A 12,964-nucleotide genomic window follows, 5' to 3' on the forward strand; every position below is an offset into this window, starting at 1 on the left:
TTCGATAGCGGGCCGTTTTTTTATGGTCTCAGGTTACCTTGATCGGCTCCCAGGTGAGGGGGCGAGGTTCGGGTGTGGGCTGGGCCCAGTTTTCCGGCAGGTTGATGTAGTCCACCAGTTCCCTCAGACGACCGTGATCGCGGGCGTTGAAGGTAAACGCCAGTCGGGTCAAATGACTGAACTGGGCTTCGTCGTGCTCCTCGCCACTGTAGTCATGTTGATGAAAACAGTCGCTCAGGCAGAGGTCGGCAAATGCCACCTGCATCTGCTGCAGCGCCTGTTCATTGAGCTTGTGATTCATACGGATCACGAACTGGTGCTTGAGCCAGCGGCTGGAGTGGAAATTGCGGTAGAACTGGTTGATCTCTTCCACGGCCTCTTCGGCGTTGTACACCAGGCGCATCAGTTTCATGTCTGTGGGCAGGATGTAGCGGTTTTCCTCCAACTGCTCGCGGATGAAGTTCAGGGCGCCTTGCCAGAACTTGCCCCCAGGGACGTCCAGCAATACCACAGGTACCAGAGGGCTCTTGCCAGTTTGCACCAGCGTCAGGACTTCCAACGCTTCGTCAAGGGTGCCAAAACCACCGGGGCAGAGCACCAGTGCGTCGGCCTCCTTGACGAAGAACAGTTTGCGGGTGAAGAAGAAGTGGAATGGCAGCAGGTTCGACGTGCCTTCGACGGTCGGGTTTGCGTGCTGTTCGAAGGGTAGGGTGATATTGAACCCAAGGCTGTGCTCCCGTCCCGCACCTTCATGAGCTGCAGCCATGATGCCACCGCCGGCACCGGTGATGACCATCATGTCCGAACGGGCCAGGGCCGCCCCCAGCTCTCGAGCCAAGCCATACAGTGGGTGTTCGATGGGGGTGCGGGCCGAGCCGAAGACTGTGACCTTGCGTCGGCCCTTGAACTGTTCGAGCGTGCGGAACGCATGTTCCAGTTCCCGCAGTGCCTGCAGGGTGATCTTGGCATTCCAGCGATTGTGGTCTTCCTGGGCCATGCGCAGCACGGTCAGGATCATGTCACGGTAGATGGGGAGGTTGGGGCTGTTGGGGGAGACCAGGTTGAGTTGCTCTTCGACCTTGCGTGTGAGGTCGTGGCCATGGTTCTCAAAATGACGACTGAGCAGGTCATTCGGTTTATAAGGCATTCAACTTCTCCTTCTTAACAGAACCCCGGCCCGAACGAGAGATTCATCGGGGCCACGACACTCCATGTGTCGTTGTCATGGACGTTCGACTTGGCTCGACGCGGTCTGCAGCAAAGCGATCAAGCCATCCAACAGGTTCCGTTTTTCCCTTGGATAAAAAACAACCACACGGCAAGGTGCTGGCAGGGCAGCCTCGTTCTGCCCGATGACAAAAGATACTTCTGAATCTAGCTGATCTTCGCAGTCTTGATCATGGCGCTCAAAAGTGACCGTTGGCAACCGCTGTAACATCCCACCGCTCGTCAGATTAGCGACTGGCTACGTGCCGCTCTGATTTACTGATAACAAGCGTGCCAATGCAATTCGGCGTTCAGGGCTGGGCGCCACGCGATGGACTGATGTGGATAGGGCATGGAGGCGGGAGAGATGAACAGGGTAACTCTGGAACTCGACAGGCAGTTATACCTGACGTTGTTGGAAGCGGCTCAGGCCAATCAGGTAAGTCTTGAAGAGGAATGCTGCCGACGGCTGGAAGGCCGGACCTGGCGCTCGCGTTATTTGCAGGCGCTGGTGGCGGAACTGCGCGCCGACGATGAGCAGCGGCGCGCACGCTCGGGTTGATTACTTCTTGGTCTTGGCCGGTTTCGGGCAGTCCGATTCCTGGAAGCGTTCGGTCGCGACCGGGCGGTTGGTTTTAACTTCGGTGAACTCGTAGCGCATGGTTGCGCCCTTGGCCATCAGCTTGCGGAAGCCTGGATTGGTGCACACCGTGGAGCCCAACTGAAAATACACGGCCTTGGGGTCAGCGCGCATTTTCTGGGCATGGCTGCTTTGTACGCTCAGGTGATTGATCAGCTCGGTGCCTTCGACGGTATAACCCTGGTCGAGAATGTCTTCATTGATCGCCCGTGGCGTACCAATGCTGCTTTGCGTGGCCACGTTCTGCAACATCTTGTTCAGTTCGAGTTCTTTCAGCGAGGCAGCCTGAGCGCTGAGGGACGTCGCCAGCAAAACGGCAACGGTAGGGACGATAAGGCGCAGCATGAAACTCTCCTGGTTCAGTGACTGGTGGTTCGACCGATCACATGACTGTGCGTTCAGTGGCGGGAAATTATAGGGGAGCCTGGGCGAGCGGTACAGGCTTGCAGGCTCTGGTAGACTGCCGGCCTTCATTGCCTTGCCCGAGTGTTGTTTGTGAGTTTTCCTGTCTGTCGGCGTCGCCCACGATGAAACATGCCCCTAACGCCGTAGCTCGCCTGCGCGACCAGCGCATCGATGAAGGTATCAAGCCGATCCAGGCCCGTGGCTGGCGTGCGCCCCGTTGCAGCGCTTGCCGGGTGATCGAGAGCCATTGCCTGTGCGCCTGGCGACCGAGCGTCGAGACCCGTTCCGGGGTTTGCCTGATCATGACCAACAAGGAAGTGTTCAAGCCGAGCAACACCGGTTGGCTGATTGCCGACGTGGTGCGCGACAATCACGCGTTCATCTGGTCGCGTACCGAAGTCGACGAGCAACTGCTGGCGCTGCTCAATGACCCGCAATGGCAGCCGTATCTGGTGTTTCCCGGTGAATACGTCGAGCCGTCGCGGGTCACCCACACAGTCGATCTCGAGCATGGCAAGCGTCCGCTGTTCATTCTACTGGACGCGACCTGGACGGAGGCGCGCAAGATTTTCCGCAAAAGCCCGTACTTTGATCGCTTGCCGATCCTCAGCCTGCTGCCCGACAAGCTGTCGCGCTATCGCTTGCGCCGTTCTACCCGCAGTGAGCACCTGTGCACCGCCGAAGTGGCGGCGTTGTGTCTGGAGCTGGCAGGGGACAGCGACGCGGCCTCGGCCCTGGATGCCTATTTCGATGTGTTCAGCCAGCACTACCTGGGCGCCAAATGCCAGCAGGAGCTGAATGTATCGACCCCGGCTCACGCCGAGTTGCAACCCTTTATCCGTAAGGCGCACGCAGTATTGGCCCAATAGTGGCCCATACTGCACACGGTACCGGCCGTGCTGCTTGACCACCCCGGCTTCGCTGGGCATGCTTGGCGCCGACCAGGGTGCGGCCCAAGTTTGAGACGCTGTGTTTGGCGTTGAACCTGCCCCTGTGGATATCGCTGTTTGGCGGTGTCTTGAGTTGTTTTGGCGAGGCGCGAATGCATCGGGCCTGCCATTAAAAAACAGGATCATTTTAAAAATGGCCACATACGAAATCCTGATTGCCGATGACCACCCGCTCTTTCGCAGTGCGTTGCGTCAGGCAGTGACCCTGGGCCTGGGCCCGGATGTCCGGCTGACGGAGGTGGCCAGTATCGCGGAGCTGGAAGCCCGCTTGACCGAAAAGGCCGACTGGGACCTGGTACTGCTGGACTTGAACATGCCGGGTGCATACGGTTTTTCAGGATTGGTGCTGTTACGTGGCCAATATCCGCAGATCCCCGTGGTGATGGTTTCGGCCCAGGAAGAAGCTTCGGTGATGGTCAAGGCCCGCGAATTTGGCGCCAGTGGATTCATTCCTAAATCCAGCTCCTTGGAAAATATCCAGCAGGCGGTGAAAACCGTGCTCAATGGCGACGTATCCTGGCCGCCCCAGGCGTTCGAAGCGGTCAGCGTATCCGCGGAAGCCAAGGCCGCCAGCGAAGGCCTGGCCAGCCTCACGCCGCAGCAGTTCCGGGTGTTGACCATGGTCTGCGAAGGCTTGCTGAACAAGCAGATCGCCTACGAGCTGAACGTTTCGGAAGCCACCATCAAGGCCCATGTCACGGCGATTTTTCGTAAGCTGAATGTGCGAACCCGGACCCAGGCGGCCTTGCTGTTGCAACAACTTGAGTCAATTTCACCGCAGCCTTAGTGCGTTTGTTCACGCTTTTTTGACTGGGTTTGAATTAGCTTCTCCACTCCTTTCGATCAGTTGCCTACTCTATGTCACCTTTTAAAGGCCAAACCGGCCTGAAACGCATCCTCAATGCCTCTGGCTATTCCTTGGACGGGCTGCGTGCCGCTTTTGTCGGCGAAGCAGCGTTCCGCCAGCTGGTCCTGCTCAACGTTGTCCTGGTTCCGTTGTCGTTCTTTCTGAATGTCAGCCGTGTCGAGCAGGCGCTGCTGATTGCGGTCTGCCTGCTGGCGCTGATCGTGGAGTTGCTCAACTCGGCGGTGGAGGCGGCTATCGACCGCATCTCCCTGGAATTGCACCCATTGTCGAAAAACGCCAAGGACATGGGCAGTGCTGCCCAACTCGTCGCCCTGACGATGATTGCGTTGGTGTGGGGCGTGATTTTGCTTTAACCCATCAGGCTATGGCCGGCAGCACGATTTCGTCGCTGCGCTGCACCCCGGCGGTGAAGGCTCGGCACAGTTCGAGGAATTCGCGCATGGCCGATGTCTGATATTTCTGTTTATGCCAGATGAAATAAAACTGCCGCGCCAGGTCCATGTCCGGGGTTTCCACCGCGACAAGGCTGCCGCGGCGGAAGGCGTCGCGCAGGGCCAGGCGTGAGATGCAGCCGATCCCCAAGCCCGACTCCACGGCTCGCTTGATGGCTTCGGTGTGTTCCAGCTCCAGGCGGATGTTCAGCGCGCTGCGATGGTGGCGCATGGCTTGGTCGAAGGTCAGGCGTGTGCCGGAACCTTGTTCCCGGAGAATCCACGCTTCATGAGTCAGTTCCTCCATGGTCGCGTGGCCGCGCTTGGCCAGCGGGTGTTGCGGTGCGCAGAACACCACCAGTTCGTCCTCGACCCAGCTTTGCACCTCGATGTCCGGATGGCTGCAGTCACCTTCGATTAGACCCAGATCAATTTCATAGTGGGCAACCTGGTGCACGATATTGGCAGTGTTCTGCACGTGCAGCTTCACTTGGCTTTCCGGATGGCGCTGCATGAAGCCGCCGATCAACAGGGTCGCCAGGTAATTGCCGATGGTCAGCGTGGCTCCGACCGCCAGTGAGCCGAAACCGGACTTGCCATTGAGCAGGTCTTCGATCTCCTTGGCCTGGTCCAGCAGCGCCACGGCCTGGGGCAACAGCTGTTTGCCCAGGGCGTTGAGGCTCAGGCGTTTGCCGGCGCGGTCGAACAACTGGCAACTGGATTGGCGCTCCAGTTCGGTGATGGAGGTGCTGGCGGCCGACTGTGACAGATTGAGCAGACCCGCAGCACGGGACACACTCTCTTGCTGAGCGACGGCGACGAAGACTTGAAGTTGACGGAGAGTAAATCGCATATCGATATAACCGATAACCCTTATCTTAATAATCCATTTAACAGATATTGTCGCCGCCATTAGAATGCGATGCAATTGCGCAAATTAACGACGCAGGCATCATTCCCCAGGAGTCACCGTACATGAGCAACATGAACCACGAGCGTGTCCTCAGTGTTCATCACTGGAACGACACTCTGTTCAGCTTCAAGTGCACCCGCGATCCGGGCCTGCGCTTTGAGAACGGCCAGTTCGTGATGATCGGCCTGCAACAGCCCAACGGCCGCCCGCTCATGCGCGCTTACTCGATTGCCAGCCCGAACTGGGAAGAGCATCTGGAGTTCTTCAGCATCAAGGTACCTGACGGTCCGCTGACTTCCCAGTTGCAACACCTGAAGGAAGGCGACGAGATCATCATCAGCAAGAAGCCTACAGGCACGCTGGTGTTGGACGACCTCAAGCCTGGCAAGCATTTGTACCTGCTCAGCACCGGCACCGGCCTGGCGCCGTTCATGAGCGTTATCCAGGATCCGGAAACCTACGAGCGTTTCGAAAAAGTGATCCTGTGCCACGGCGTGCGTTACGTCAACGAAGTCGCCTACCGCGAATTCATCACCGAGCACTTGCCGCAGAACGAGTTCTTCGGCGAAGCGCTGCGTGAAAAGCTGATCTACTACCCGACCGTGACACGCGAACCGTTCGAGAACGAAGGCCGCCTGACCGACCTGATGCGCAGCGGCAAGCTGTTCCGCGACATCGGCCTGCCGCCGATCAACCCGCAGGACGACCGCGCCATGTTGTGCGGCAGCCCGAGCATGCTCGACGAGACCAGCGAAGTGCTCAACAGCTTCGGCCTGACCGTTTCGCCGCGTATGCGTGAGCCGGGTGACTACCTGATCGAGCGGGCGTTTGTAGAGAAGTAAGCTGTATTTGTGGCGACTGATAGTAGATCGCCATCGCGAGCAAGCTCGCTCCCACAGGGTTTGTGTTCAGTCATATCTTGTGAGCAACCCAGATCAAGTATGGGAGCGAGCGTGCTCGCGATGGCAGCGACTCGATCCAACAGTTAGCCCACAAAAAAGCCCGCGCCGCCTGATGAAGGCCGCGCGGGCTTTTTCGTTTCCGGGTTTTATTTAACCGCAGGAACGACTTCCAACACCCGGATCAACCCCGGCTGCGGGTAATGCCAGCGAACGTCCAGGTCCCAGAACTGCGCGCCGTATTCCCGCTCGGCTGTAGGAATCTGGTACGCCGGGCGTGGGTCTTGGGCCAGGCACTGTTCGATCAACTCCACCAAGGGCTCTTGCAGGCGCGAGGCGTGCTCTTGGGCTTGCAGCAGGGCGGTATCCGCCCATTGCACAGGGATCAGCTCAGGCGCGGCACTGGCGATGTTGTTGGACGCCGAATCGATGATGTCGGCGTAGGGGACGTAGGGTTTGATGTCCAGCACAGGCGTGCCATCCAGCAAATCGATGCCCGAGATCCACAGGCGTGCGGCTTCGACCCGTTCCAGCTTCACCACCGACTGGCCGATGCCGTTGGGACGGTGGGTGGCGCGGGTGGCGAATACCCCCATGGACTTATTGCCGCCCAGGCGCGGCGGACGGACTTTCAAGCGTGGCTTGTCTTCCAGGGCCTGATGGAACAGAAATAGCAGCCAGATGTGACTGACCTGCTCCAACCCCTGTACCGCATCACCCTGGTCGAACGGCGCCACCAGTTCCAGCACGCCGCGCGCGGCCGGGGCCAGTTGCGGTTGGCGGGGGATGGCGAACTTCTCCTTGAAGCAGGAGCGAACGAAGCCGATGGGGGAGACGTTGTAGGTCATGGGTTGGGATCGAAAAGAGGTAGATGGGATGATAGTAGATCGATCGTCCCCCACGCTCTGCGTGGGAGCGCCTCTAGTGACGCTCCGCGTTACGCTTTTGGGGACGCGGAGCGTCCCTGGCTGCGTTCCCACGCAGAGCGTGGGAACGATCAGGGCGACCAGGGGAAGTCAGCCGCGCACGCGCAGCGTCAGGCCCTTGAGGAAGTTGCGCAGCAACTGGTCGCCACACGGGCGGTAGTTGGTATGCCCGAATTTGCGGAACAGCGCGCTCAGTTCCGGCTTGGACACCGGGAATTCGGCGGCCTTGAGAATGGCGTGCATGTCGTCTTCCTTCAACTCGAAGGCCACCCGCAGCTTCTTGAGGATGATGTTGTTGGTCACCGGCACCTCGATTGGCTGCGGCGGACGGCTTTCGTCCTTGCCACGCTTGAAGATCACCAGGCCATCGAGAAAATGCGCCATGACCTCGTCAGGACAGAACACGAAGCCTTCTTCCTCGTCTTTCTTGAGGTAGCCCGTCAGGTCCGCCAGAGAGACGTCCAGGCCACCCAGCTTGATGATCTCGATGACTTTCTTGTCGCTGATGTCGAGCATGTAGCGCACGCTGCGCAGTACGTCGTTGTGAATCATGTGTGCAATCCTGATCAATCGGCAATGGGCGCCCCAGCTCGGTGCGGCGCCGGAAAATTAGAATTTCTCTTTGGTGGACAGGTAGCGCCACTGGCCCAGCGGCACCTTGCCGATGGACACGCCGCCGATGCGAATGCGGCGAATGGCGACCACCTTGAGGCCGACCGCCTGGCAAAACAGCGCGATTACGCCCGGTTGCGGGTTTTTCATGGCAAAGCGCAAGCGGTTCTCGTTCTGCCAACTGGCCTTGACCGCTGGCAGCTCCTTGCCCTTGTAGGTCAGGCCATGGTTCAGGCGGTTGAGACCATGGGCGACCATTTCGCCTTCAACTTCGACCACGTATTCCTGCTCGATCTTGGCGGCGTCGGCGGTGAGCTTGCGCAAGATCTTCCAGTCCTGGGTGAACACCAGCAGCCCGCTGGCGTTGGCCTGCAAGTCGGCACTGGCGGTCAGGCGCAGGAAGTGGCCCTTGAGCGGTCGCTTGCCGAAGCGGTGTTCGTCGCTCAGGGTCTGTGGCCCAAGGGAGGCCATCGCGGTGTCCACATCCATGCCCGCCGGGACGTTCAGCAGGAGAGTCACCGGCTCCGGTGCTGTGGCCTTGGCCTCGGGGTCGAGTTCGACTTTCTGGGTAGTGACCTTGAACTGCGGTTCATCGATCACTTCGCCATCCACGGTGACCCAGCCGCCCTCAATGAACAACTCAGCCTCCCGACGGGAACAGCCGACGAGTTCGATGAGGCGTTTGGAGAGACGAATCGGGTCAGTCATGACAGGGCCGTAACAAAAAGAGGGTGGGCATTGTACCTGCCTGGCGCCGGTTAATCGCGGGTCCATTTGCCTCGTGTGGCTTTTAGCCGCGTCGGGCCTTCAGGTCGGGCTGTTTGTAGCGCATGTGCAACAGGGGGTAAGGCTGGTTCATGCCGTCCCGCGCCGAACGCCCAACCACTTCGAACCCCTGCTTGAGGTAGAAACCCAGGGCCTGTGGGTTCTGTTCGTTGACGTCCAGTTGATCGGCATTCAGGTGTTCCATGGCGTAGCGCAGCAGTTGCTTGCCCAGGCCCTGGCCACGGTGTTGCGGGTCAATGAAGAGCATCTCGATCTTGCCGGCCGCGACGCCGGCGAAACCGGTGATCCGCTGGCGAGTGTCGCGGGTGCAAATGAGCATCACCGCATCAAGGTAACGGTTGAGCACGAGGTTTTTCAGCAGCTCGATATAGCTGTCCGGCAGAAAGTCGTGGGTGGCCCGCACCGAAGCCTCCCAGACGCGGGTCAGTTCCTGGTAATCGCTGGATTTCGGTGTGTGGATGACCGAATGCTGGCGCATGTCCGCCTGTTCCTTGTGCTGAATATCTCCATACGATAGCCGTAAAAAAGCCCCGCATCTTGTCGCAAGGCAGGGCTTTTTAATTTTTCGAGGTGGGCGAGTTAATGGCTGTAAGCACGGAACTGTGGCGAGGGGATAAATCCCCTCGCCACAAAGAGCGGCTGTGGCATGTCCAGATCAACCGATCTGTTCAGCCCACAAATCGTACTCGTCGGCGTCGGTCACTTTGCACCAGACCTTGTCGCCCGGCTTGAGGTTGCTGCCGTTGTCGATGAACACGTTGCCGTCGATTTCCGGGGCGTCGAAGAAGCAACGACCCACGGCGCCTTGCTCGTCCACTTCATCCACCAGCACTTCGATTTCGCGGCCGATGCGCATTTGCAGGCGAGCCGAGCTGATGGCTTGCTGGTGCGCCATGAAGCGGTCCCAACGGTCCTGCTTGACGTCGTCCGGCACCACGTCCAGGTCCAGGTCGTTGGCCGGTGCGCCTTCGACAGGGGAGTACTGGAAGCAGCCGACGCGGTCGAGCTGGGCTTCGGTCAGCCAATCCAACAGGTACTGGAAGTCTTCTTCGGTTTCACCGGGGAAGCCAACGATGAAGGTCGAACGGATGATCAGGTCCGGGCAGATTTCACGCCAGTTCTTGATGCGGGCCAGGGTCTTGTCTTCGAACGCCGGGCGCTTCATGGCCTTGAGGACCTTCGGGCTGGCGTGCTGGAACGGGATGTCCAGGTACGGCAGGATCTTGCCAGCGGCCATCAGTGGGATCAGTTCGTCGACATGCGGGTACGGGTAGACGTAATGCAGGCGGACCCAGACGCCGAGGGTGCTGAGGGCCTCGCACAGTTCGGTCATGCGGGTTTTCACCGGCGCGCCGTTCCAGAAACCGGTGCGGTATTTCACGTCGACGCCATAGGCGCTGGTGTCCTGGGAGATCACCAGCAGTTCCTTGACACCGGCCTTGACCAGGCGCTGGGCCTCGTCGAGCACATCGCCCACCGGGCGGCTTACCAGTTTGCCGCGCATCGACGGGATGATGCAGAAGCTGCAGCTGTGGTTGCAGCCTTCGGAAATCTTCAGGTAGGCGTAGTGGCGCGGGGTCAGCTTGATACCTTGTGGCGGCACCAGGTCGATCAGCGGGTTGTGGTCCTGACGCGGTGGCACCACCTCGTGCACGGCGTTGACCACCTGTTCGTACTGCTGCGGACCGGTCACGGACAATACGCTGGGGTGCACGTTGCGGATGTTGCCTTCTTCCACACCCATGCAGCCGGTGACGATGACCTTGCCGTTTTCCTTGATGGCTTCGCCGATCACTTCCAGGGACTCGGCCTTGGCCGAATCGATGAAGCCACAGGTGTTGACCACCACCACGTCGGCGTCCTGATAGGTGGACACAACGTCATAGCCTTCCATGCGCAGTTGGGTCAGGATGCGCTCGGAGTCGACCAGAGCCTTCGGGCAACCCAGGGATACGAAGCCAACCTTCGGATTGGCTGGCGCGGTAGTGGTGGACATGTCTAACCTCGGTGTAAGGGGGATCGTCTCTTGCCGAGACAGGGCGCCTGGCGCGCCTCTGATCAAAAAGTGCGCAATTCTATCTGTGGCTGGGCTGCTTGACCAGCTTTATACCGGGAAATACGACGAGTGCTGCGTTATGCTTCGCGCCTTTGCGGCCAACTGAAAACTCACAGTCAATCAATCGTCTGTAACAGGAAGTTAGGCGGCACAGGTGCAAGGTTAAGCGTAGTGCTTCTTTCCAAGAAGCCGGATCAGGTAACGGGAGTGTTGGATGGAGCAGGCAGAGAGTCAGGCGTCGGGTGCTGCGCGTGGTGCGGCCAAGCCAATAAGCATGTTGGTGGCAGCGGCCGGGGTGGTTTATGGAGACATTGGCACCAGCCCCTTGTACACCATCAAGGAAGTGTTTTCCGGCCAATATGGCGTGCAAGTCAACCATGACGGCGTGTTCGGAATCCTGGCGCTGATCTTCTGGTCGCTGGTCTGGGTGGTCTCGATCAAATACGTGCTGTTCATCCTGCGGGCCGACAACCAGGGCGAGGGCGGCATCATGTCGCTGACGGCACTGGCCCGGCGGGCGTCAGCTTCCTATCCCAGGCTGCGCACTGTGCTGGTGATTCTCGGACTGATCGGTGCCTCGCTGTTTTATGGCGACAGCATGATCACCCCGGCAATTTCCGTGTTGTCAGCGGTAGAGGGGCTGGAGGTGGCCTTTGATGGTCTGGAGCACTGGGTCGTGCCCATGTCGCTGGTGATTCTGGTGGGGCTTTTTCTGATCCAGAAGCACGGAACCGACCGGATCGGTAAATTGTTCGGGCCAGTGATGGTGTTGTGGTTCGTGGTTCTTGGGGGCTTGGGCATCCACGGCATTGTTCAACATCCAGAAGTGCTCAACGCCTTGAATCCGGCCTGGGGCGTGCGCTTTTTTATTGTCCATCCGGGGGTAGGCGTCGCCATTCTGGGCGCTGTGGTATTGGCTTTGACCGGCGCTGAGGCCTTGTATGCGGACATGGGCCACTTCGGTCGCAAACCGATTGCGCGGGCTTGGTTCGCCCTCGTACTGCCAGGGCTGGTGCTCAATTACTTCGGCCAGGGCGCCTTGCTGTTGGAGAATCCGGAGGCCGCGCGCAATCCGTTCTATCTGTTAGCGCCGGACTGGGCACTGATACCCCTTGTGGTGCTCTCGACCCTCGCCACCGTGATTGCCTCGCAAGCAGTGATTTCCGGCGCGTTCTCGTTGACACGACAGGCCATCCAGCTCGGTTATATTCCGCGCATGCATATCCAGCACACCTCCAGCGCCGAGCAGGGGCAGATCTACATTGGTGCAGTGAACTGGGCGTTGATGGTGGGTGTGATTCTGTTGGTGCTCGGCTTCGAGTCGTCCGGTGCCTTGGCGTCGGCCTATGGGGTGGCGGTGACCGGAACCATGCTGATTACCAGCATTCTGGTGTCGGCGGTGGCGTTGCTACTGTGGAAATGGCCGCCCCTGCTGACGGTGCCGCTGCTGGTAGGGTTTCTATTGGTGGATGGCTTGTTCTTCGCTGCCAACGTACCGAAAATTGTGCAGGGCGGTGCGTTTCCGGTGCTGGCGGGAATCGTGCTGTTCGTTCTGATGACCACCTGGAAGCGTGGCAAGGAATTGCTGGTGGATCGATTGGACGAAGGCGCGTTGCCGCTGCCGATCTTCATCAGCAGTATTCGCGTACAACCACCCCATCGCGTACAGGGCACCGCCGTGTTCCTGACCGCACGTCCGGACGCCGTGCCCCATGCGCTATTGCACAACCTGCTGCACAACCAGGTGTTGCATGAGCAAGTGGTGCTGCTGACGGTGGTATACGAAGACATCCCCCGGGTACCGCCGCAACGGCGTTTCGAGGTGGATGCCTACGGCGAAGGTTTCTTCCGGGTGATCCTGCACTTCGGTTTTACCGACGAGCCGGACGTTCCGCAGGCGCTCAAGCTCTGCCATCTGGATGACCTGGACTTCAGTCCGATGCGCACCACCTACTTCCTCAGTCGCGAGACCGTCATTGCCTCCAAGCTTGAGGGCATGGCCCGCTGGCGCGAGATACTGTTCGCCTTCATGCTGAAGAACGCCAATGGCAATTTGCGCTTCTTCAATCTGCCGCTGAACCGGGTGATTGAGTTGGGAACGCAGGTCGAAATGTAAGTCTGGGCAAAAAGCCCTCGTTGCCTGGTGGTGACGGGGGCTTTTTTGTGGGTGGTACGAATACTGATGCCAGAGTGAAGCCCTTGTGGGAGCGAGCTTGCTCGCGATAGCTGTGGGTCAGTTGACGGTGATGTTGACGGTGCTGCCGTCATCGCG

Annotated in this window: 14 protein-coding genes; 6 read left to right on the forward strand and 8 right to left on the reverse strand. The window is 59.3% G+C overall.

Going from position 1 to position 12,964, the window contains the following annotated elements; all coding sequences use genetic code 11:
* Window positions 1-28 precede the first annotated feature (28 nt).
* Window positions 29-1,147 (reverse strand): TIGR00730 family Rossman fold protein, encoded by a 1,119-nt coding sequence (locus tag SGN16_RS06065; RefSeq protein ID WP_335943523.1) that lies wholly within the window; start codon window positions 1,145-1,147, stop codon window positions 29-31.
* A 426-nt stretch (window positions 1,148-1,573) separates the two neighbouring features.
* On the opposite strand from SGN16_RS06065, the gene SGN16_RS06070 reads away from it, so the two are divergent.
* Complete coding sequence (locus SGN16_RS06070; protein ID WP_210643103.1) at window positions 1,574-1,768, forward strand: hypothetical protein; 195 nt, start codon at window positions 1,574-1,576, stop codon at window positions 1,766-1,768.
* On the opposite strand, the gene SGN16_RS06075 is transcribed toward SGN16_RS06070, so the two are convergent.
* Window positions 1,769-2,191 carry a quorum-sensing-regulated virulence factor family protein gene (locus SGN16_RS06075; protein WP_210643104.1) on the reverse strand — a complete coding sequence of 141 codons (423 nt, stop codon included), beginning with the start codon at window positions 2,189-2,191 and terminating at the stop codon, window positions 1,769-1,771. It abuts the gene before it with no gap.
* A gap of 182 nt (window positions 2,192-2,373) precedes the next feature.
* Here SGN16_RS06075 and SGN16_RS06080 point away from each other — a divergent pair, with 182 nt between their 5' ends.
* The 3 genes from SGN16_RS06080 (at window position 2,374) to SGN16_RS06090 (ending at window position 4,422) form a co-directional block, all read left to right on the forward strand.
* Window positions 2,374-3,120, forward strand: a complete 747-nt coding sequence (locus SGN16_RS06080; RefSeq protein ID WP_210643105.1) for a tRNA-uridine aminocarboxypropyltransferase — start codon at window positions 2,374-2,376, stop codon at window positions 3,118-3,120.
* A 214-nt stretch (window positions 3,121-3,334) separates the two neighbouring features.
* Complete coding sequence (gene erdR, locus SGN16_RS06085; RefSeq protein WP_210643106.1) at window positions 3,335-3,988, forward strand: response regulator transcription factor ErdR; 654 nt, start codon at window positions 3,335-3,337, stop codon at window positions 3,986-3,988.
* 71 nt (window positions 3,989-4,059) lie between these two features.
* A complete protein-coding gene (locus SGN16_RS06090; RefSeq protein ID WP_210643107.1) occupies window positions 4,060-4,422 on the forward strand; it encodes a diacylglycerol kinase in 363 nt (120 codons plus the stop codon).
* Between the two features lie 4 nt (window positions 4,423-4,426).
* Here the strand turns inward: SGN16_RS06090 and SGN16_RS06095 are convergent, their stop codons facing one another.
* A complete protein-coding gene (locus tag SGN16_RS06095) occupies window positions 4,427-5,353 on the reverse strand; it encodes a LysR family transcriptional regulator (protein ID WP_210643108.1) in 927 nt (308 codons plus the stop codon).
* Between the two features lie 122 nt (window positions 5,354-5,475).
* Between SGN16_RS06095 and fpr the strand changes: the two genes are divergently transcribed.
* Window positions 5,476-6,255 carry a ferredoxin-NADP reductase gene (gene fpr, locus SGN16_RS06100; protein ID WP_003198368.1) on the forward strand — a complete coding sequence of 260 codons (780 nt, stop codon included), beginning with the start codon at window positions 5,476-5,478 and terminating at the stop codon, window positions 6,253-6,255.
* 206 nt (window positions 6,256-6,461) lie between these two features.
* On the opposite strand, the gene tsaA is transcribed toward fpr, so the two are convergent.
* From tsaA to rimO, 5 genes are all read right to left on the reverse strand, one after another.
* Entirely contained in the window at window positions 6,462-7,160 is a 699-nt protein-coding gene (gene tsaA / locus SGN16_RS06105; protein WP_335943524.1) for a tRNA (N6-threonylcarbamoyladenosine(37)-N6)-methyltransferase TrmO, read from the reverse strand.
* A gap of 168 nt (window positions 7,161-7,328) precedes the next feature.
* Window positions 7,329-7,790 (reverse strand): DUF1456 family protein, encoded by a 462-nt coding sequence (locus tag SGN16_RS06110; RefSeq protein WP_014336844.1) that lies wholly within the window; start codon window positions 7,788-7,790, stop codon window positions 7,329-7,331.
* Window positions 7,791-7,847: 57 nt separating this feature from the next.
* The gene (locus SGN16_RS06115; RefSeq protein WP_210643110.1) at window positions 7,848-8,558 is read right to left on the reverse strand and encodes an rRNA pseudouridine synthase; all 711 of its coding nucleotides are present in this window, start codon (window positions 8,556-8,558) and stop codon (window positions 7,848-7,850) included.
* A gap of 82 nt (window positions 8,559-8,640) precedes the next feature.
* The gene (locus SGN16_RS06120; RefSeq protein WP_210643111.1) at window positions 8,641-9,114 is read right to left on the reverse strand and encodes a GNAT family N-acetyltransferase; all 474 of its coding nucleotides are present in this window, start codon (window positions 9,112-9,114) and stop codon (window positions 8,641-8,643) included.
* Between the two features lie 177 nt (window positions 9,115-9,291).
* Window positions 9,292-10,632 (reverse strand): 30S ribosomal protein S12 methylthiotransferase RimO, encoded by a 1,341-nt coding sequence (gene rimO, locus SGN16_RS06125; RefSeq protein ID WP_335943525.1) that lies wholly within the window; start codon window positions 10,630-10,632, stop codon window positions 9,292-9,294.
* Between the two features lie 274 nt (window positions 10,633-10,906).
* On the opposite strand from rimO, the gene SGN16_RS06130 reads away from it, so the two are divergent.
* Window positions 10,907-12,808, forward strand: coding sequence for a potassium transporter Kup (locus SGN16_RS06130; protein ID WP_335943526.1), 1,902 nt, complete (start codon window positions 10,907-10,909; stop codon window positions 12,806-12,808).
* Window positions 12,809-12,964: the final 156 nt, after the last annotated feature.

It is taken from the genome of Pseudomonas sp. G166 (assembly GCF_037027455.2).
GTDB lineage: Bacteria > Pseudomonadota > Gammaproteobacteria > Pseudomonadales > Pseudomonadaceae > Aquipseudomonas.

Bases quoted from the DNA above. Each gene is read 5' to 3' on its own strand.
- tsaA (WP_335943524.1), bottom strand. From the start codon at position 7,160: ATGACCTACAACGTCTCCCCCATCGGCTTCGTTCGCTCCTGCTTCAAG.
- SGN16_RS06115 (WP_210643110.1), bottom strand. From the start codon at position 8,558: ATGACTGACCCGATTCGTCTCTCCAAACGCCTCATCGAACTCGTCGGC.
- SGN16_RS06095 (WP_210643108.1), bottom strand. From the start codon at position 5,353: ATGCGATTTACTCTCCGTCAACTTCAAGTCTTCGTCGCCGTCGCTCAG.
- fpr (WP_003198368.1), top strand. From the start codon at position 5,476: ATGAGCAACATGAACCACGAGCGTGTCCTCAGTGTTCATCACTGGAAC.
- SGN16_RS06065 (WP_335943523.1), bottom strand. From the start codon at position 1,147: ATGCCTTATAAACCGAATGACCTGCTCAGTCGTCATTTTGAGAACCAT.
- SGN16_RS06110 (WP_014336844.1), bottom strand. From the start codon at position 7,790: ATGATTCACAACGACGTACTGCGCAGCGTGCGCTACATGCTCGACATC.
- erdR (WP_210643106.1), top strand. From the start codon at position 3,335: ATGGCCACATACGAAATCCTGATTGCCGATGACCACCCGCTCTTTCGC.
- SGN16_RS06080 (WP_210643105.1), top strand. From the start codon at position 2,374: ATGAAACATGCCCCTAACGCCGTAGCTCGCCTGCGCGACCAGCGCATC.
- SGN16_RS06130 (WP_335943526.1), top strand. From the start codon at position 10,907: ATGGAGCAGGCAGAGAGTCAGGCGTCGGGTGCTGCGCGTGGTGCGGCC.
- SGN16_RS06090 (WP_210643107.1), top strand. From the start codon at position 4,060: ATGTCACCTTTTAAAGGCCAAACCGGCCTGAAACGCATCCTCAATGCC.
- rimO (WP_335943525.1), bottom strand. From the start codon at position 10,632: ATGTCCACCACTACCGCGCCAGCCAATCCGAAGGTTGGCTTCGTATCC.
- SGN16_RS06070 (WP_210643103.1), top strand. From the start codon at position 1,574: ATGAACAGGGTAACTCTGGAACTCGACAGGCAGTTATACCTGACGTTG.
- SGN16_RS06075 (WP_210643104.1), bottom strand. From the start codon at position 2,191: ATGCTGCGCCTTATCGTCCCTACCGTTGCCGTTTTGCTGGCGACGTCC.
- SGN16_RS06120 (WP_210643111.1), bottom strand. From the start codon at position 9,114: ATGCGCCAGCATTCGGTCATCCACACACCGAAATCCAGCGATTACCAG.